An 18,519-nucleotide genomic window follows, 5' to 3' on the forward strand; every position below is an offset into this window, starting at 1 on the left:
GCGGTCTAGCAACGCGGTCGCCGCACTGCGGGCGGCGTACTCGAGAACGGGGTCACCGCCGCCGACGTCGGCGCGGTCGAGGCCGGCGGCGAGGTCGGCGACCCGGCGGGAGAGGTCCGTCCAGTCACGGTCGGTGAAATCGGCGGCGACGGTCACCAGCACCGTCCGGCGCACCGCGTCGAGCGCGTCGGCGTCGACGAGGCGCGCACCGCGTTCCGATACGCCTGGTCCTGCGGGTGGGTGTAGTCGAGGTCGGTGGTCCACTGGGTGTCGGCGCCGTGGGGGTCGATGATCGCGGCGACGGTGTTCTCGGCGAACGCGCGTAGTTCGGTGTCGGCGCCGGGGTGCTCGGGCGGCAGCACCGGCAGTGTCGACCCCTTCTTGGGCAGCTCGACGGTTTTGAGGCGGGCGAGGATCGCGACGGGGACGTTGCGGGCGGTGTGCAGGTCGGGGTCACCGAGCAGGTCGATCACCACGTTGCGGTTGGCGCCGCGCGCGAGGACGTCGCGGACACCGGCGACGGCGGCGTCCCACTCCCGCTGCCCGGTCGTGGCGGTGTGGATGGCGTTCGGCAGCGTCGCGGACAGTAGGTGCCGGGCGTGGGCGTCGCCGAGCTTGACCACGGCGGTGTCGTAGTAGTCGCGGAACCGGTGCTGGTCCGACGCGCGGGCCAACTCGTCGCGTAGGTGCTCGGTGGCGGCGCGTTTTTCGCCGTCGCGGGCGAGGATCGACTCGAACACTCCGCGGGCAGCTGATCTTGGCGCCGCGGGAGTTGATGGCGTGCAGGGCGTCTCGGTGCTGCTTCTCGACCTTTTACGCCGCATGCCCGGCCGAATACGGCCGGTAGACCAGGGTGAGGCGTTTGCGGGGCAGGTCGTCGTGCGGGGCGAGCAGCGGTTTGAGGACGGTGTCGGCGAACACCGACGCGGTGGTGCGGCCATCTCCCATACCACCGACGTCGCGCCGTCGTGCCGGTAGTGACCCCACTCGGTGCGGGCCCGGCCGGGTCCGGCGTCCTCCCACGCCACCCCGTGCGGTTGTTCGGCGATGTCGAGTTCCTCGAAGTCGTTTTCCGTCGACGCCCAACCGAGGACGGCGGCGGAGATCGTGGCCACCGCACACCGCTCCTACAACCCGTCGACGGGCCACCTTGACGTTCGAACGGCGGACGGCTTTACTGGAGATAGTTCGAAAACATGTTCGAATTCTCGGTCTTCCCCCGAGTCTCGATCCGGGGAGTGAGTATGCCTGTTTCCGTCGATCTGGACGGTCTCGACGGTCTGTCGCGCAGCGAGCGGATCGCCGTGCTGCGGCGCCGCATCAGCGGTGCGGCCGGCCCCGCTGCTGCATCCCCCGCCGCCCCTGTCACGTCCACGGCCCCTGTCACGTCCACGGCCCCTGTCACGTCCACGGCCACCGCCCCGGTTCTCGAGCCCGTGCCCACCGCGGCGCAGCGCCCCACCCGGCCCGTCCTTCCGGTCCCGAGCGCGTTGTCGGCGCTGCTGCCGGAGGGCGGGCTGGCCCGCGGCTCGGTGGTCGCGGTGTCCGGGGCGGGCTCGCTGCTCACCGGCATCCTGGCGTCGGTCACGGCGTCCGGGCGGCACGCGGCGGTGATCGGAATGCCGCGGCTCGGTCTGCTCGCGGCAGCGGAGATGGGTGCTCAGCTCCACCGGCTGGCGTTGGTGCCGAATCCCGGGTCGGATCCGGTGGAGGTGGCGGCCGTGTTGCTGGACGGCATCGATCTGGTGGTGCTCGGCCTGGGCGGGTCCGCCGTGCCGCCGTCACGGGCGCGCGCGGTGGTGGCGCGGGCTCGCGCCAAGGGCGCCACGCTCGTCGTCACCGACGGTCGGTGGGACGGGGCGGAACTCACCCTGTCCGCGCGCGTCGACGGGTACGACGGCCCGGGGTCCGGGGATCGCCGCGGTCGTGGGCGGGTGCGGGCGGTGCGGTTGGGCGTCGAGGTGCAGGGTCGGGCGATTCGGCCGCGCACGGGTCGTCTCGTCGTCGCGTCGGCGGGGGAGGGCGTCGAGTGGTCGACCGCTCGGGAGAGCGGTCCGACGATGACGGCGCTGTCGTCGTGACCGGCCCGCAGAAACGACGCGCCCGGGTGCTCGCCGTGTGGTGTCCCGACTGGCCGGCGGTCGCGGCGGCGGCCGCGGCGAACGTCCCCGCGTCCGCGCCGGTGGCCGTCGTCTCGGCCAATCGGGTGGTCGCCTGCTCCGCCACGGCCCGGACGGCCGGGGTCCGGCGCGGCGGGACGCGCCGCGAATCGCAGGCACGATGCCCGGAACTGCATGTGGCACGGGCGGATCCGGACCGTGACGCGCGATCGTTCGAGCCGGTGGCCGCCGCGGTGGACGAGCTGATTCCGGGAATCGAGGTGCTGCGTCCGGGTCTGCTGCTGCTCTCGGCGCGGGGAGCGGCGCGGTACTTCGGGTCGGAGGAGAGCGCGGCCGAACGCCTCGTCGACGCGGTCGCCGCCGTCGGAGTGGAGTGCCAGGTGGGCATCGCCGACGAGGTCTCCACGGCGGTGATCGCCGCGCGGCACGGCATGATCGTGCCCGCCGGCGACGGCGCCGGATTTCTCGCGCCGCTGCCGGTGGCGGAGTTGTCGGCGGAGCCGTCGCTCGCGGCGCCGGACCGGGTGGATCTGGTGGACCTGCTGGTGCGGCTCGGGTTGCGCTCGATCGGGGACTTCGCGGCGCTCTCGCCGGTCGACGTGGCGTCGCGGTTCGGGACCGATGCCGTGGCGGCGCATCGCAGCGCGCGGGGGGAACCGGAACGTCCGCCGTCGGCGCGGGTGGTGCCGCCGGATCTCGACGTCGAGTACCACTGCGACCCGCCGTTGGACCGGGTGGACGCCGCCGCGTTCGCCGGCCGCGCGCTGGCGGAGAAGTTGCACGTCGCGCTGTCGGCGGCCGCGGTCGCCTGCACTCGGCTGCTGGTGCAGGCCCGTACCGCGAACGGCGAGCATCTCTCCCGCACCTGGCGGTGCGCCGAGCCGCTCACCCCGGAGGGCACCGCGGATCGGGTGCGGTGGCAACTCGACGGGTGGCTCACCGGGCGCAGCGGCAGCAAGCCCACCGCCGGAGTGGTGGTGCTGCGGCTCGAACCGGTCGAGGTGGTCAGCGCCGGCGCGCTGCAACTCGGACTGTGGGGTGGGGTCGGTGACGAGGACGAGCGCGCACGACGCGCGTTGGTGCGGGTGCAGGGCCTGCTCGGTGGGGAGGCGGTGCAGGTGGGCGTGCTCAGCGGCGGCCGTGGTCCGGCCGAGCGGGTGACGGTGGTGCCGTGGGGCGACGAGCCGGTTCCCGACGCCGATCCGGCCGCACCCTGGCCGGGTCGGCTGCCGTCGCCGTCACCCACCGCCCTCACCACCACGCGTCCGGAGATCACCCTGGTGGGCGCGGCGGGGGAGCCGGTCGGGGTGACCGAGCGGGGGATGTTCGATCGGGACCCGGCGGTGCTGACGTGGGGGTCGAGTTCGTGGTCGCTGCACGGGTGGGCCGGCCCGTGGTGCGTTGACGAGCGGTGGTGGGACCCGGGTGCGGCGTCCACGGCGCGGCAGGTGGCGCGGGCACAGATGATGCTCGAGGACGCGCGCGCGGTGCTGGTCCTGCACGACGGAGGACGATGGTTCGTGGAGGGCATCTACGAATGAACGAACACTCGTCCGATCGGCGCAGCGTCACCGGCGCCGCCCGGGCACGCGACCGGCTGCACGAGGCGACGGTCCTGCACGCGGATCTGGACTCGTTCTACGCCTCGGTGGAGCAGCGGGACGATCCGTCGCTGCGGGGTCGGCCGGTGATCGTCGGCGGCGGCGTGGTGCTCGCGGCGAGCTACGAGGCCAAGGCGTACGGAGTCAAGACCGCGATGGGGGGTCGGCAGGCCCGCGCCCTCTGCCCGCAGGCCGCCGTCGTGCCCCCGCGGATGCACGCCTATTCGCAGGCCAGCAAGGACGTCTTCGAGGTGTTCGAGAACGTCACCCCGCTGGTGGAGGGCATCTCCATCGACGAGGCGTTCCTCGACGTGACGGGGCTGGCGCGACTGTCCGGCTCGCCGGTCGACATCGCGGCCGATCTACGACGCACCGTTGCCGAGGACGTCGGGTTGCCGATCACCGTCGGTGTGGCGCGGACGAAGTTCCTGGCCAAGATCGCCAGTGCCGTCGCCAAGCCGGACGGGTTGCTGGTGGTCGATCCGGGCCGCGAACTGGAGTTCCTGCATCCGCTGCCCGTGGAACGCATGTGGGGCGTCGGCAAGGTCACCGCCCGCAAGTTGCACGCGCAGGGGATTCGCACCATCGGTGAGCTCGCCGCCGAGCGGGAGGGCGCGCTGGCCGCGGTACTCGGGTCCGCCGCCGGTCGCCACCTCCACGCGTTGTCCAACGGGGTCGACAGTCGCCGGGTCACCACCGGCCGGAGTCGACGGTCGGTGGGCGCGCAGCACGCGCTGGGGCGGCGGCACAAGGACCCCGCGGAGATCGACGCCGCGCTCACCGCGTTGGTGGACCGGGTGACCTACCGGATGCGTAAGGGGCACCGCGCGGGACGGACGGTGACCCTCCGGCTGCGTTTCGACGACTTCAGCCGCGCCACCCGGTCGACCACCCTCGGTCGCGCCACCGCCGACACGCACATCGTGCTCACGGCCGCGCGGTCCTTGCTCGAGGCGGCGATGTCCACCATCACCATGCAGGGGCTCACCCTGGTCGGCGTGGCCGTCTCCAACCTCGAGGACGGCTCGGCCCTGCAGTTGGAACTGCCCTACGACACGCCTCCCGACGAGCAGGAGCACAGCCACGAGCACGTCGACCGGGCGGCACTCGACGCCGCGCTCGACGGCGTGCACCGGCGGTTCGGCTCCGCCGCCGTCACCCGCGGCGTGCTCCTCGGACGCAGCGAGCTGCCGTCGGTGCCCCTGCTCGGGGACTGAGACGACCGCCGGCCCCGGGTACAGTGGCGCTCGGTGAGTACCGACGACGCCCCGCGCGAGAACGTCCCGACCGGCAGCGGTCCGACCCGTCCGCACGTGTACTACCGCGATTCCGGCGGCGAGGACGCTCGGGACTCGCCGGTGGTCCTCGTCCACGGCATGGGCGGGGACGGCGCCACGTGGAACCGGTTCGCGCAGAGTCTGATCCGCCGGGGTCGGCGCGTGATCGTTCCCGACCTCCGCGGTCACGGCCGTAGTGGCCGCGCCGCGGACTACTCCTTCGCCGCCTTCGCGGACGATCTCGAGGACCTGCTGGACCGGCTGCGCCTGACACGCGTGGACCTGGTCGGGCACTCGCTCGGTGGACACGCGGCCACGCTCGTCGCGCAGCGCCGGGGCGACGCGGTGCGCAAGCTGGTGGTCGAGGAAGCTCCGCTGCCGCTGCGTCCCGGCGACCCGCCGCCGGTCATGGGCGCCGCGCCGTCGCCGCGGGAGCTGTTGCACGCGCTGTCGTCGATCGTGCGCCACCCGCGCGCGGTGCTGGCGTTCGATCGGTCGATGACGACGCCCGCGCTCACGCAGTTCCGAACGCCCGATCCGGCGTGGTGGTCGGCGTTGGCCTCCGTGACCGCGGACGTCCTCCTCGTGGTGGGCGGGCCCACCGGCATGGTCGACCGGGATCGGCTCGCGGCCGCGGTCGCCGGACTCGCGCGCAGCCGGGTGGTCGTGGTCGACAGCGGGCACAGTGTGCACCGAGATCGGTTCGAGGAGTTCAGGACTGCGGTGGAGCCGTTCCTCGCCGGGCTGTGACCCGTCCAGATTCCGCATCGACCGGGCGTTCCTCGGCGGGCGCGCCGATACGGTCGGCGCCATGTCGCTGCCTGCTCGGTCGACCGAGCCGTTCACCCCTACCGCTACCGATGCCCGACTGGCCGGACGGGCGGCCATGTACTGGGTCTCCGAGTACAGCCTCATCACCGTCACCGGGGCGGGTGGCTCCGCGTACGTGCAACTGCAGGTGTGCCCGTCGGGTGCGCGCTACCGCTCGGTGATCGAGAACCTGAGCCCGCGAGCGGCGCGCGACCTGAAGAAGGGCTACATCGCCAACTTTCATCACCCGGTGCTGTACGCGAAGGCGCTGCGGCTCGCCGCCGTGCGCCTGTCCGAACTGCTGCCCGTCTCCCCGACCACCCGCTCGGTGCTCCTCGCCGCACCCGCGGTCGCCGCCACGGCCGACATCGCGGAGAACGTGGTGAATCTCTGGATGCACGAGGACACCCGGCGGATCACCGACGCCACCGCCACGACGTCGAGCGTGTTGGCAGCGGTGAAGTGGACGGGCACCATCGGCCCACTGCTCTACCTCTCGCGCGGCTTCCTGCCCCTGTGGTTCGGGGCCGTTCGGGACCGAGTGCCAGGATGGTCGCGCACGCCCTGATACCCCAGCACTCACCGAGGAGTCGTCGATGGCCGTCACCGCTCTGCTCGAAGTCCGCCTCGATCCCGATCGCCTTCCCGAGGCGCACCGCGTCCTCGCCGAGACGCTCGTCGCCACCCGCGGATTCGACGGCTGCCTGGACGTCAAGGTGACCGCGGACGTCGACGATCCCGCGCACGTCGTGGTCGTCGAGACGTGGGAGAGCCGCGAGCACGACGCCGCCTACCGTGCCTTCCGTGCGTCGCCCGAGGGGCGGAGCGAACTCGGAACCGTGCTGGTCGCCGCGCCGACGCTCACCGTGCTCGAGCACCTCGACATCTGATCACTCCGCCGGGTTCGCCCGCACGGATCGCAGTTTCTCGGGGGTCCGGATCAGGTCGATGCGCACCACCCGGCCGGTCGTGTCCGCGACGATCGTCATGACGCCGAGCACCGTCTCGTCGTCGACGACGACCAGTCCGGTCGAGCCGTTGATGCGACGCGGGTCGACGCGGAGACCCCGGCCGATCTTCGCGGCGATCCCGAGCAGGAACCGGGCGACGTGGTCCGCCCCGACCACCGGACGACGCGCCGCGGAGACCAGGCCGCCGCCGTCGCTGACCAGCTGGACGTCGGGGTCGAGCACCGCGATCAGCGACGCCAGATCACCGGTGCCGGCGGCGTGCACGAACGCGTCGACGGCGCGGCGATGGTCGCGGGGATCGACGTCGATCCGCGGTGCGCGCGCCGCGACGTGCCGGCGCGCCCGCGACGCGAGCTGCCGAACCGCCGCCGGCGTCCGCCCGAGCGTCATGGCGACCTCGTCGAACGGGACGGCGAACAGATCGTGCAGAACCCAGGCCGTGCGCTCGGCCGGGGTCAAGGCCTCCAGGGCGACCAGCAGGGCGTAGGACACCGTGTCGTCCAGCGTGACGCGGTCCGCCGGCTCGTCGACGGCGTACGCGCGGATCGGGTCGCCCACGTGCGGCTCCGGCAACCACGGTCCGACGTAGGACTCCCGACGCACCCGGGCGGACCGCAGTGCGTCCAGAGCGGCGCGGGCGACGACCACCGTCGTCCACGCGTCGACGTCCTCGATCGGCCGGTCGCGATGTGCCGCGTCGAGTCGGAACCAACAGTCCGACACGACGTCCTCCGCGTCGGCCAGGGTGCCCGGGACGGCGTAGGCGACGCGCACCAACCGCGGCCGGGCGCGCAGGAACGCCTCGGCCAGGTCGGTGGACGCGGATCCGGTCACGCGGTCTCGGCGAGCCAGGATGCGAAATCCTGCTCGCCGCGGCGGACGTCGCCGGTCGGCAGCAGGGCGCCCGAGGCCATGCCGCGACCGGCGGACCCGGGCAGGCGCACGGGCAGGACCAAGCGGTGCGATCCTCGGGCGCGCAGCACCCGCCGGGCCAGATCCACCTGCGATTCCGGTGCGGGACCGGCGATCTCGACGACGGCCCGCCGCGGCCCGGCCGCGGCCACCTCGACGAGGAACGCCGCGACCTCGTCGACGGCGATCGGCTGACTCCGCATCACCGGGACCACGGCGATCGGGCCCCGCGTCATGGCCAGGGTCTGGTCGGTGAACTCGTGGAACTGCGTCGCGCGGACGACGGTCCACGGCACGTCGGACTCGCGGATCAGCTTCTCCTGCAGCCGTTTTCCGGCGTAGTACCCGGTGTCGACGCGGTCCGATCCGACGATGGACAACGCCACGTGATGCCCCACCCCGAGTCGGGATTCCGCGTCCAGCAGCGTGCGCGTGACGGCACCGAAGAACCGTTCCGACGCCGGCCGGGACAGGGTGGTGACGTTGCTCGCGTCGATCACCGCCGCGACGCCGGTGAGGGCGTCGTCGAGCGCTCCCGAGGGGGCTCTCAGATCGATCCCGGCGGACCGGGACAGCACCACGGCCTCGTGTCCCGCGTCCCGGACGTGGTCCACGACCCGTCGTCCCGTCGTTCCCGTTCCACCTGCCACTGCGATTCTCACGATGGTCGTTCCTCTCCGATGTGCCGACATATCAGAGACGAGATGCGGCGTCGGTTCGTGACATCGAGAAGAAATCTAGTGCCCGATCCCGACCTTCGCGTGCACCCGCTTCATCCACGCCGGGGCCCACCAGTTGGCCTCGCCCATGAGCTTGACCAGGGACGGCACGAGCAACATGCGGATGATCGTCGCGTCGATGATCAGCGCGATGATCATGCCCACCCCGACGAACCGCATGATCGACAGACCGGAGATCGCGAAGGCGCCGGTGACGAGGATGAGGATCAGGGCCGCGGCCGTGACGATGCGTCCGGTGCGCTGCGCTCCGACCAGCACGGCCTCCTCCGTGGTGGCGCCGGACGTACGGGCCTCGACCATGCGCGACATGAGGAACACCTCGTAGTCGGTGGACAGTCCGAAGACGACGGCGAGGATGAGCACCACGAACGTCGCCTCGAGTGGGGCCGGGGTCACGCCGAGCAGGGACGCGCCGTTGCCTTCCTGGAAGATGAACGTCAGCGCGCCGAACGTCGCGGCCATGCTCAGGGCCGCCATGGCCACCGCCTTCACCGGCAGCACCACCGAGCCGAACGCGAGGAAGAGCAGTACCAGCGTCGAGCCCACCATGATGGCGAGCATCACCGGCAGCCAGTTCAGGATCGCGGTGTTGCCGTCGAGCACCAGCGCGGCCGCGCCGCCCACCGTGAGCGTGGTGCCGGCCGGCTGCGGGATGGCCCGGATCTCCTTGACCACCTCCTGCTGTTCGGTGGAATCGACGCCGGACGAGAAGGTCGCGTCGATGACCACGAAGTTGCCGCTCGCCGTGCCGAACTGGACGTTCTCGATGCCCTCGAGGCCGCGGGTGGCGGTGATCACCGAGTTGATCGCGGGCCCGTCGGGGCGCGCGGTGTCGCCGGTCAACACCAGGGTGGCGCTGTCGCCGGTGCTGCGGAAGTCCTCGGTGAGCGTCTCGTAGGCGACGCGCGCCGGATCGTTCGGCGGGAGCGCGGTGTAGGAGACCTCGCCGAGCGTCGTCTTCAGAAGCGGACTCGCCACGATCAGCAGGCCGCCGGTGATGACGGCGGCGACGATCACCGGTCGGCGCATGACGCGGGTGACGATGCCGCCCCACAACCGGTGCGCGCGTTCCTCGCCACGATCGGACGCGGTACGGGACCACGTGATGGCGTTGATGCGTGGTCCGAGGATGGCGAGGACGGCGGGCACCGCGGTGAGGGACAGGATTGCGGCGCAGCCGACGGCGGCCATGGCGCCGTAGCCGAGCGACCGGATGATCGCTTGCGGGAACACCAGCATTCCGGCGAACGCACAAATGAGCAGCAGGCCCGAGAACGCGATGGTGCGTCCGGCGGTGAGGACCGTGCGCCTCGCGGCCTCGTGACCGTCGCTGCCCTTGCGTAGCTCCTCCCGGAACCGGCTGACGACGAACAGCCCGTAGTCGATGGCGAGGCCGAGTCCCAGCAGCGACGCGACGTTGATGGCGAACGACGAGATGTCGGTGAACTCGGTGAACACCCGCAGCACGGTCAGCGCGCCGGCCACCGCGAGGGCGCCCACGGCGACCGGCACCGCGGCGGCCACCACGCCGCCGAAGATGAAGACCAGCAGGATCAGGGTGACCGGGATGGCGATGATCTCGGCACGGACCAGGTCCTGCTGCAGTTGGGTGTTGAAGGAGATGCCGGCGACGGACGCCCCGGCGAACTGCGTCTCGATGCCCTGCGCCTCGAGCTTCGGCAGCAGGTCGGCGAACGATGCGAGCGTCACCCCCGTGCTGCCACCCAGCGAGACGGTGGCGAGGCCCTTGGTGCCGTCGGTCGATTCGAGGAATTCCTTCTGCGCCGCGGGCGCGGTCCAGTAGGACGTGACGTTCTCCGGCTGCACCTCCGCCTCGAACGCGTCGAGAACCCCGGTGACCTCGGGACCGATGTCGTCGAGCGTGCGGCCATCGGGGGCGGTGTAGATCGCGATGATGTCCGGGGCTGCCGTTCCCAGGCCCTGGATCTGGCGCGCCACCGCGACCGCTTCGCTGCCCGGATCCTCGTAACCACCCTGGCTGAGTTTGCCGAACACCCCGAGGCCCCAGGTGGCGCCGGTCAGCACGATCAGGACGGCGGCGATCAGGACCCACCACGGCCGGGACACGACGAACGATGCCCAACGTGTCACAGCAGTTCTCCCTCTCGAGGTGGTACGTCGACTGACCCCCGACGTGACTGTAGTGAACGGACTCGAGGGAACTCTGTGACGTGTTCGGACCGGACGGTCAGTCGGGAGTGTCGACCAGCTCGGAAGTGTCGACGGTCACCGCGGTGGGCGGGCGCAGTGCGGTGACCGTGGCCCACCCGTGCGCGACGAGACTCGCGTCGCTGTCGTCGTCGTTCTCGGTGTGGATCTCGTCGAACCGCACGGTGACGAACTCGTCGTCGCGATCGCCGATCTCGGCCTGCACCGCGCCGAAGGTCGCGAGCCGGGCGGAGCGCATGCCGAGCAGTTCCGCCGGCGATACCGCGGGCACGTTGACGTTGACGACGTGGCTCGGGTCGAGATGGTCGAGGAACCAGCGCAGAGCGCGGGCGGCGACGTCGGCTGCGGTGTCCCAGGATCGGCCGGACGCGTCCGTGCCGACCCGAGGGTCGTCCCGGGGGTCGGCCTGCGCACGGCCCGGCGACCCGGCCAGCGAGACCGCGAGACCGGGGATGCCGTGGGTGACGGCGGTCAGCGCCGCGCCCACGGTGCCGGAGTGCAGGACCGCCGACCCGGTGTTGGGACCGTGATTGATACCGGAAAGCACGACATCGGGCCGCGGACCGAACGCGCCGCGCGAGGCGACGAAGGCGATGAGGGCGGGGGAGGCGTGCACCGCGAACGCGTCGACGTCCAGATCGTCGACGGCGGTGCGCGTGCTGCGGAGCCGGCCGCCGTCCTCGAGGCCGGACAGGGCGGCGGACGCGCCGCTGCGTTCCTCGTGCGGTGCGGCGACGACGACGTCGAGTCCGGCGGCGAGAGCCACCCGCGTCAGGACGGCGATCCCGCGGCTCGACACGCCGTCGTCGTTGGTGATCAGGGCACGCACGGTGACCTCCCGGTCGGCTCGTCGGTTCTCCTCACGGTCGGAACGGTCGCACCTCGACCGATCGCGCGACCGTGTCGACCAGTCCACGCTGTCCTGTACCCAGTCCGCGCCGCGTCACGTTCGCGGTTCCGGCGGCGCCGCCGAGCCGCAGTGCCTCCTCCATCGAGGCGCCGTGCGCCAGGCCGGTGGCGATGCCCGCGCTCATGGAATCGCCGGCGCCGTGGTGGTCCGTCTGCTCCAGCGGCGGGGTGATCACCTCGAACACCGTGCCGTCGACGAGGGCGAGGGCCGGTTCGGCGGCACGCGAGAGGACGACGGTCTCCGCGCCCTCCTCGTGCAGGGACCGCATGGCCGCGACGAGATCGTCGGGGTCCTCGGAGTCGGCCCGGCCGTCCTCGATCAGATCCTCGTGGCTCATCTTCAGCACGGTGAGACCGCCGGCGAGGGCGGCGGTGGCGGTGTCCCCGGAGAGGTCGGCGACCACCGGTGTGCCGAGCGAGCGGAGGTCGCTGCAGAGGCGTCGGTAGAAGTCGGGCGGGACGACCCGGTCGGTGTGTGGGCCGCCGAGGACGGCGATGTCGGCACCGGCGCCGCATTCGAGGGCGAGGCCGAAGAGGTCGTCGAGCGCGTGCCGAGCGAGCGGCGGCGGGTCGATGGTCGCGACCTCCGTACGCTCCCCGTCGCGGCGATCGTGCACGTAGGAGCCGGATTCGGTGCCGAGGTCGACGGCGCGGACCGTGATGTTCTCCCGCGCGATCAGGTCACGCAGCACGCCGCCGCTCTCGCCGCCGAAGGCGCCGGTGAGGGTGACGTCGAGACCGAGGTTGGCGGCCATGCGAGCGATCCAATGGCCCTGACCGCCGGCGTGGACGTGCAGTTCGGTGTTGCCCCCCGGCGCGGTGTCGAGGGTGATCGTCAACAGGGGCGACGGTGCGAACACCATTGCCGTCGGGGTCTTCGGGGTGGTGGCCATCGTGTCTCTGTGCCCGTTTCGTCCTGTTGCGAAACAGGGTTTGCGACGTGTCGGTGGGCCGTGCTGCAATGGTGTCCTCGATACGAACACGTGTTCGAATCGGTGCCGGACGCGATACGCGGGGAGACGGGAGGGCAGACGTGGGATGGAACGACGGCCCGCCCACCTGGACGGAGATGGAACGGCTGCTCTCCGGCCGTCCCCAACCACGTTCGAGGGTGGTCGATCCTCTCGTGGGCGACGGCGGGGACAGCCCCGCGTGGTCCCGCAAGCGCTCGCCGTACGAGGGCGAGGTGCGCCGCCCGGCCGCGGCGGTGCCGTACGCGGAACTGCACGCGCACTCGTCCTTCAGCTTCCTCGACGGCGCCTCGCAACCGGAGGAGATGGTCGAGGAGGCCGTTCGTCTCGGCTTGAACGCCATCGCTCTGACCGATCACGACGGCATGTACGGAGTGGTGCGCTTCGCCGAGGCGGCGAAGGAACTCGGCATGAAGACGGTGTTCGGGTCCGAGCTGTCCCTCGCCGGTGACTCCGTCTCGGGGCCCGGCGCGCTGTCCGGGGTCCCGGGCCCGGCGGAGTCGAGAGCGGGCACCGTCGATCCCGACGGCGTCCACCTGCTGGTGCTCGCCCGCGGGCAGGAGGGGTACCGGCGGCTGTCCCGGCAGATCGCCGCCGCGCATCTCGCGGGCGGAGAGAAGGGACGCCCGCAGTACAGCCTCGACGCGCTCACCGAGGCCGCCGGTGGTCACTGGCAGATCCTCACGGGATGCCGCAAGGGCAGTGTCCGTGCGGGCCTGGCCCGCGACGGCCTCGCCGGGGCCGACGCCGCGCTGCGGGATCTGATCGACCGGTTCGGCTCGGACCGGGTGAGTGTCGAGCTCACCACGCAGGGCGTTCCGGAGGACGACGAGCGCAACGACGCGCTGGCCGGCCTCGCGGCCCGGTACGGGCTGGGCGTCGTCGCCACCACGGCCGCGCACTTCGCCCGCCCGGACCGCCGCCGATTGGCCATGGCGATGGCGGCGGTGCGTGCCCGGCGCAGCCTGGACGAGGCATCGGGATGGCTGCCGCCACTCGGGGGCGCGCACCTGCGGTCGGGAGCGGAGATGGACCGGATGTTCGCCCCGTATCCGACGGCCGTGTCCGGCGCGGCGGCACTGGGGGAGGAGTGCGCGTTCGATCTGCACCTCATCGCGCCGCAGCTGCCGCCGTTCGACGTGCCGGACGGCCACACCGAGATCTCGTGGCTGCGCGAGCTGACCTACCGCGGCGCGGCGCGGCGCTACGGCACGCCGGAGGAGGACCCGGCCGCCTACGCCCAGATCGAGCACGAGCTCACGGTGATCGAGCAGCTGAACTTCCCGGGCTACTTCCTCGTGGTCCACGACATCGTGGCGTTCTGCAAGCGGGCCGACATCCTGTGCCAGGGACGAGGATCGGCCGCCAACTCCGCCGTCTGCTACGCCATCGGGATCACGCACGTCGACCCGGTGCGCAACGGCCTACTGTTCGAGCGCTTCCTCTCCGTGGAACGCGACGGGCCACCGGACATCGACGTCGACATCGAGTCCGATCGCCGCGAGGAGGCCATCCAGCACGTCTACGCCAAGTACGGCCGGGATTACGCGGCGCAGGTGGCCAACGTCATCACCTACCGAGGCAAGTCCTCGGTGCGGGACATGGCGCGAGCGCTGGGTGCCTCGCAGGGACAGCAGGATGCGTGGAGCAAGCAGATCACCCGATGGTCCGGCGTGGGAGCGACCGACCTCGACGCCGAGTCGCGGGAGACGACCATCCCCGTTCCCGTCCTCGAGCTGGCGGCGCAAATCGAGAACTTCCCTCGTCATCTCGGCATCCATTCCGGCGGCATGGTGATCTGCGACCGCCCCATCGCCGACGTGTGCCCGGTCGAGTGGGCGCGCATGGCGGGTCGGACGGTCCTGCAGTGGGACAAGGACGACTGCGCCGCCGTCGGCCTGGTGAAGTTCGACATGCTCGGTCTCGGCATGCTCTCCGCGCTGCACTACATGATCGACCTGGTGAAGGAGCACAAGGGGATTCACGTGGACCTCGCCGAGCTCGACCTCGGTGAGGCGGCGGTGTACGAGATGCTCCAGCGGGCGGACTCGGTGGGGGTGTTCCAGGTGGAATCGCGGGCGCAGATGGCCACCCTGCCCCGGCTGAAGCCGCGGGAGTTCTACGACCTGGTGGTGGAGGTCGCGCTGATCCGTCCCGGTCCCATCCAGGGCCACTCGGTGCACCCGTACGTCCGGCGCCGGAACGGGCTCGAGCCCGTGACGTTCGACCACCCGTCGCTCGAACGCGCCCTCGAACGCACGCTCGGGGTTCCGCTGTTCCAGGAACAGTTGATGCAGATGGCCGTCGACGTGGCGGGGTTCTCCGCCACCGAGGCCGATCAGCTGCGCCGCGCCATGGGGTCCAAGCGCAGCCCGGAGAAGATGGACCGGATGCGGGAGCGGTTCTACACCGGCATGCGCGACCTGCACGGCATCACCGGACCCAAGGCGGACCGCATCTTCGACAAGCTCTACGCCTTCGCCAACTTCGGGTTCCCCGAGAGTCATTCGCAGAGCTTCGCGTCGCTGGTGTTCTATTCGTCGTGGTTCAAGCTCCATCACCCGGCGGCGTTCTGCGCGGGACTGCTGCGGGCGCAGCCGATGGGCTTCTACTCACCGCAGTCCCTGGTGGCCGACGCACGCCGGCACGGTGTGGTGGTGCACGGCCCGGACGTGCGAGCCTCGCTCGCGCACGCCACCGTCGAGAACGCGGGCCTCGACGTCCGGCTCGGTCTGGCCGAGGTGCGAGGCATCGGCACCGACCTGGCCGAGAAGATCGTCGCGGCTCGGGCCGAGGGGCAGTTCCGCACGCTGCTCGACCTCACCGGCCGGGTGGAACTGACAGTGGCCCAGGCGGAATCGCTCGCCACGGCCGGGGCGTTGGCGTGTTTCGGCATCGCCCGCCGGGAGGCGCTGTGGGCCGCGGGTGCCGCCGCCGCGGAGCGTCCCGATCGCCTGCCCGCCGTGGGGGCGTCGATCCGAGCGCCGTCGCTGCCCGGCATGAGCGCCTGGGAACTCGCCGCTGCCGACATCTGGGCCACCGGCGTCTCCCCGGACAGCTACCCCACGCAGTTCCTCCGGGAGCGGCTGGACGAGCTGCAGGTGGTCCCGGCGAACCGCCTCCTGTCGGTGACGGACGGGGACCGGGTCCTGGTGGCCGGAGCCGTCACGCACCGGCAACGTCCGGCGACGGCCGCCGGAGTCACGTTCGTCAACCTCGAGGACGAGACCGGCATGATCAACGTGGTCTGCTCGGTGGGGGTGTGGCACAAGTACAAACAGGCCGCGCAGCTCTCGCAGGCGCTCTACGTCCGCGGCATCGTGCAGAACGCCGAGGGTGTGGTCACCCTGGTGGCGGACAAGCTCGAGCCCCTCGACCTCCGGGTGTTGCTGCGCAGTCGTGACTTCCGCTGAGCCGGGGCGCGGACCGTCCCCGGAGCCCGATCTCGTGCCTACGATGCGCCCATGAGAACCGCGCTCCCGAGACCGGCGACCCTGCGCAGTTTCCTGGCCGTCCTGTGCATCGCGGGTGTGCTGACGGCGGCCGGATGTGCCACGCGGGCCGCGGAACTCGGGCCGGGCGGAGAATCGCGCGACGCGAGTGCCGTCACCGCCCCGGGCGCCGACTCCGGCATCGCGTTGTCGGAGGCCGCCCCCGCGCGCTCGCAGGTCCCCTCGACCCGCGAGGACGTCGTGAACGCCACCGTCTCCCTCGTCGCCGACGATCCGATCGCCGCGGCGGACCGCGCACAGGACCTCGCCGAGCAGCGCGGCGGCCGGGTCGACTCACGCACCGACTCGCCGTCGGTGGACGACGGACCCGCCTCCGCATCCCTGACGCTCCGAGTCCCGGCCGCCGAGGTGGACGCCGCTCTCGACGAGTTCGGCACGATCGGCCGCGTCACCGCCGTCGGCGTGGACCGGACGGACGTCACCGACCAGGTGATCGACGTCGACGCCCGCATCGCCGCTCTCGACGCCACCGTGACCCGACTGCGCGACCTCCTCGCGACCGCGTCGTCGACCGCCGACCTGCTCGCCGCCGAGACGGCCCTCGCGGACCGACAGGGCGAGTTGGACAGTCTGCGCGGTCAGCAGCAGTCCCTGCGGGAGCGGATCGACCTCGCCGCCGTGTCGGTGCAGATCACCGAGACCGACACCGCGAGCCGCGGTGGCATCGGCGGCGCCTTCGCCGACGGCTGGGACGCTCTTCTACGGTCTCTCACCGCGGTGGGGTTGTTCCTCGTCGCCGCGGTGCCGTGGGTGGTGCTCGTCGCGGTAGTCGTCGGGCTCGTGATCGGAGTGCTCCGGCTGCGTCGCCGCCGCCGCGCCCGCCGCTCCTGAGCCGGCTCGCTCAGACGCTGCCCTCGAACCCGAGCTGGCGCCACGCCTCGTAGACCACCACCGACGCGGCATTGGTGATGTTCATCGATCGGCGTCCCGCCAGCATGGGGATGCGGAGCCGGTCCGTCACGTGCGGATCGGCGAGCACCTCGGGGGCGAGCCCCGTGGGTTCGGGGCCCAGCAGGAAGACGTCGCCCGCCCGGTACTGGACCGATGCGTAGGACGTCGTCGCGTGCGCCGTGAGCGCGAAGACGCGGTCCGGCGCCAACGACTCCCACGCGGACGCCAGGTCGGGATGCACCGTGACCGACGCGAGATCGTGGTAGTCCAACCCCGCACGCCTGAGCTTCGGTTCGGACAGGTCGAAGCCGAGGGGTTCGACCAGATGCAGCTCGCATCCCGTGCCGGCCACCAGGCGGATGGCGTTGCCGGTGTTCTGCGGGATGCGGGGCTCGTGGAACATCAGACGAAACACCGGATCAGCCTGCCACGTCGCGTCCGCCCGACGACGCGTGGGAAACTGAACGCCGTGACCGCGACGCGACTGGACGGCAAACTCACCCGCGACGAGATCTTCGTCGACCTCACCGCCCGCGTGTCGGCTCTGCGCGACCGCGGCATCGTCCCGGGACTCGGCACCGTTCTGGTGGGCGACGATCCCGGATCGGCCGCGTACGTCCGCGGCAAGCACAACGACTGCGCCAAGGTCGGCATCGCGTCGATCCGCCGGGACCTGCCCGCGGACATCACGCAGGACGAGCTGGACGCCGTCATCGACGACCTCAACGCGGACCCCGCCTGCACCGGCTACATCGTGCAGCTGCCGCTGCCGAAGCACCTCGACGAGAACCGCGCGCTCGAGCGGGTCGATCCCGACAAGGACGCCGACGGACTGCACCCGGTCAACCTCGGTCGCCTCGTGCTCGGCGAGGAGTCGACGCTGCCCTGCACCCCGCGCGGCATCGTGCACCTGCTTCGTCGCTACGACGTGCCGCTCGCCGGCGCCCACGTGGTGGTGGTGGGCCGCGGCGTCACCGTCGGCCGACCGCTGGGGCTCATCCTCACGCGTCGATCCGAGAACGCCACCGTGACGCTCTGCCACACCGGAACTCGCGACCTGGCTGCCGAGGTGCGCCGCGCCGACATCGTCGTCGCCGGCGCCGGCGTGGTCGGGCTCGTCACGCCGGACATGGTCAAGCCAGGTGCGGCTGTCGTCGACGTCGGCGTCTCCCGCACGGAGGACGGCCTGCGCGGCGACGTCGCCGCGGGCGTGGAGGACGTCGCCGGGTTCCTTTCGCCCAACCCCGGCGGGGTCGGCCCCCTCACGCGGGCGTTCCTGCTGTCCAACGTCGTCGAACGCGCCGAGCGCACCGCCGGTACGGGCGCCGACGGATCATGACCGCGTTGCGCCGCCAGATCCCCGTCCTCGTGGTGGTCGGCGTCATCGTCGCGGCGGTGGTGCTGGTGCTCGCGGACCGCTGGCGTCGCGGCGCCTTCGTCTTCGGCATCGCCGTGCTGGTCGCGGCGGGCCTGCGGCTTCTCCTCACCGAGGACCGGGTGGGCATCCTCGCGGTGCGGTCGCGCGCGTTCGACACCTTCTCGCTGGCCCTGGTCGGCGGCGCGGTGGTGTGGCTGGCCGTCTCCATCGACCCGCTCGGGACCGACTGAGCGCGTT

At 71.8% G+C, this 18,519-nt stretch carries 18 protein-coding genes; 10 read left to right on the forward strand and 8 right to left on the reverse strand.

The annotated features are described in order from the left end of the window. Positions 1-152: 152 nt before the first annotated feature. On the reverse strand, positions 153-740 hold the full coding sequence (locus BMZ18_RS02835; RefSeq protein ID WP_068363696.1) for a hypothetical protein: 588 nt from the start codon (positions 738-740) through the stop codon (positions 153-155). 73 nt (positions 741-813) lie between these two features. Next, the gene (locus BMZ18_RS20145; protein WP_280141906.1) at positions 814-948 is read right to left on the reverse strand and encodes a hypothetical protein; all 135 of its coding nucleotides are present in this window, start codon (positions 946-948) and stop codon (positions 814-816) included. A gap of 296 nt (positions 949-1,244) precedes the next feature. Between BMZ18_RS20145 and imuA' the strand changes: the two genes are divergently transcribed. The 6 genes from imuA' to BMZ18_RS02865 all read left to right on the forward strand — a co-directional run bounded on the left by imuA' (position 1,245) and on the right by BMZ18_RS02865 (position 6,698). Beyond that, a complete protein-coding gene (gene imuA' / locus BMZ18_RS02840; protein ID WP_139203803.1) occupies positions 1,245-2,081 on the forward strand; it encodes a DnaE2-dependent mutagenesis accessory factor ImuA' in 837 nt (278 codons plus the stop codon). Next, the gene (locus BMZ18_RS02845; RefSeq protein ID WP_068105937.1) at positions 2,078-3,661 is read left to right on the forward strand and encodes a DNA polymerase Y family protein; all 1,584 of its coding nucleotides are present in this window, start codon (positions 2,078-2,080) and stop codon (positions 3,659-3,661) included. The genes imuA' and BMZ18_RS02845 overlap by 4 nt, the downstream gene beginning before the upstream one ends. Then, positions 3,658-4,938: a DNA polymerase IV gene (dinB, locus tag BMZ18_RS02850; protein WP_082895052.1), complete on the forward strand. Its 1,281-nt coding sequence runs from the start codon at positions 3,658-3,660 to the stop codon at positions 4,936-4,938. The genes BMZ18_RS02845 and dinB overlap by 4 nt, the downstream gene beginning before the upstream one ends. Before the next feature lie 33 nt (positions 4,939-4,971). Next, positions 4,972-5,748: an alpha/beta fold hydrolase gene (locus BMZ18_RS02855; protein WP_068363698.1), complete on the forward strand. Its 777-nt coding sequence runs from the start codon at positions 4,972-4,974 to the stop codon at positions 5,746-5,748. A gap of 61 nt (positions 5,749-5,809) precedes the next feature. Beyond that, positions 5,810-6,376, forward strand: a complete 567-nt coding sequence (locus BMZ18_RS02860) for a hypothetical protein (RefSeq protein WP_068363701.1) — start codon at positions 5,810-5,812, stop codon at positions 6,374-6,376. A 28-nt stretch (positions 6,377-6,404) separates the two neighbouring features. Further along, the gene (locus BMZ18_RS02865) at positions 6,405-6,698 is read left to right on the forward strand and encodes a putative quinol monooxygenase (protein ID WP_068363704.1); all 294 of its coding nucleotides are present in this window, start codon (positions 6,405-6,407) and stop codon (positions 6,696-6,698) included. Here BMZ18_RS02865 and sigJ read toward each other — a convergent pair whose 3' ends face one another. The 5 genes from sigJ to BMZ18_RS02890 form a co-directional block, all read right to left on the reverse strand. Then, positions 6,699-7,613: an RNA polymerase sigma factor SigJ gene (sigJ, locus tag BMZ18_RS02870; RefSeq protein ID WP_068363707.1), complete on the reverse strand. Its 915-nt coding sequence runs from the start codon at positions 7,611-7,613 to the stop codon at positions 6,699-6,701. It lies immediately after the preceding gene. Continuing rightward, a complete protein-coding gene (locus tag BMZ18_RS02875; protein ID WP_068363709.1) occupies positions 7,610-8,353 on the reverse strand; it encodes an SDR family oxidoreductase in 744 nt (247 codons plus the stop codon). Before BMZ18_RS02875 ends, sigJ begins: the two co-directional genes overlap by 4 nt. A gap of 75 nt (positions 8,354-8,428) precedes the next feature. Further along, complete coding sequence (locus BMZ18_RS02880) at positions 8,429-10,543, reverse strand: MMPL family transporter (protein WP_068363712.1); 2,115 nt, start codon at positions 10,541-10,543, stop codon at positions 8,429-8,431. Between the two features lie 97 nt (positions 10,544-10,640). Next, positions 10,641-11,450, reverse strand: coding sequence for a 5'/3'-nucleotidase SurE (gene surE / locus BMZ18_RS02885; RefSeq protein WP_068363749.1), 810 nt, complete (start codon positions 11,448-11,450; stop codon positions 10,641-10,643). A 31-nt stretch (positions 11,451-11,481) separates the two neighbouring features. Next, positions 11,482-12,423 carry a 1-phosphofructokinase family hexose kinase gene (locus tag BMZ18_RS02890; protein ID WP_068363715.1) on the reverse strand — a complete coding sequence of 314 codons (942 nt, stop codon included), beginning with the start codon at positions 12,421-12,423 and terminating at the stop codon, positions 11,482-11,484. Between the two features lie 140 nt (positions 12,424-12,563). Here BMZ18_RS02890 and BMZ18_RS02895 point away from each other — a divergent pair, with 140 nt between their 5' ends. Next, on the forward strand, positions 12,564-15,914 hold the full coding sequence (locus BMZ18_RS02895; protein ID WP_068363718.1) for an error-prone DNA polymerase: 3,351 nt from the start codon (positions 12,564-12,566) through the stop codon (positions 15,912-15,914). Positions 15,915-15,965: 51 nt separating this feature from the next. Continuing rightward, a complete protein-coding gene (locus BMZ18_RS02900) occupies positions 15,966-16,844 on the forward strand; it encodes a DUF4349 domain-containing protein (RefSeq protein ID WP_082895054.1) in 879 nt (292 codons plus the stop codon). 10 nt (positions 16,845-16,854) lie between these two features. Here the strand turns inward: BMZ18_RS02900 and BMZ18_RS02905 are convergent, their stop codons facing one another. Beyond that, positions 16,855-17,319, reverse strand: coding sequence for a tRNA (cytidine(34)-2'-O)-methyltransferase (locus BMZ18_RS02905; protein ID WP_068363721.1), 465 nt, complete (start codon positions 17,317-17,319; stop codon positions 16,855-16,857). A gap of 54 nt (positions 17,320-17,373) precedes the next feature. Between BMZ18_RS02905 and BMZ18_RS02910 the strand changes: the two genes are divergently transcribed. Both BMZ18_RS02910 and BMZ18_RS02915 read left to right on the forward strand, forming a co-directional pair. Beyond that, entirely contained in the window at positions 17,374-18,243 is an 870-nt protein-coding gene (locus BMZ18_RS02910; RefSeq protein ID WP_211267488.1) for a bifunctional methylenetetrahydrofolate dehydrogenase/methenyltetrahydrofolate cyclohydrolase, read from the forward strand. Beyond that, positions 18,240-18,512: a DUF3017 domain-containing protein gene (locus tag BMZ18_RS02915; protein WP_068102098.1), complete on the forward strand. Its 273-nt coding sequence runs from the start codon at positions 18,240-18,242 to the stop codon at positions 18,510-18,512. The genes BMZ18_RS02910 and BMZ18_RS02915 overlap by 4 nt, the downstream gene beginning before the upstream one ends. Positions 18,513-18,519 lie beyond the last annotated feature (7 nt).

The sequence above is a fragment of the Rhodococcoides kroppenstedtii genome (genome assembly GCF_900111805.1).
In the GTDB taxonomy this organism is placed as follows: domain Bacteria; phylum Actinomycetota; class Actinomycetes; order Mycobacteriales; family Mycobacteriaceae; genus Rhodococcoides; species Rhodococcoides kroppenstedtii.

What these genes read in the sequence shown, in the direction of transcription:
- BMZ18_RS20145 (WP_280141906.1), bottom strand. Translation starts at nt 948, where the DNA reads ATGGGAGATGGCCGCACCACCGCGTCGGTGTTCGCCGACACCGTCCTC.
- imuA' (WP_139203803.1), top strand. Translation starts at nt 1,245, where the DNA reads ATGCCTGTTTCCGTCGATCTGGACGGTCTCGACGGTCTGTCGCGCAGC.
- dinB (WP_082895052.1), top strand. Translation starts at nt 3,658, where the DNA reads ATGAACGAACACTCGTCCGATCGGCGCAGCGTCACCGGCGCCGCCCGG.
- BMZ18_RS02860 (WP_068363701.1), top strand. Translation starts at nt 5,810, where the DNA reads ATGTCGCTGCCTGCTCGGTCGACCGAGCCGTTCACCCCTACCGCTACC.
- BMZ18_RS02865 (WP_068363704.1), top strand. Translation starts at nt 6,405, where the DNA reads ATGGCCGTCACCGCTCTGCTCGAAGTCCGCCTCGATCCCGATCGCCTT.
- BMZ18_RS02890 (WP_068363715.1), bottom strand. Translation starts at nt 12,423, where the DNA reads ATGGCCACCACCCCGAAGACCCCGACGGCAATGGTGTTCGCACCGTCG.
- BMZ18_RS02900 (WP_082895054.1), top strand. Translation starts at nt 15,966, where the DNA reads ATGAGAACCGCGCTCCCGAGACCGGCGACCCTGCGCAGTTTCCTGGCC.
- BMZ18_RS02915 (WP_068102098.1), top strand. Translation starts at nt 18,240, where the DNA reads ATGACCGCGTTGCGCCGCCAGATCCCCGTCCTCGTGGTGGTCGGCGTC.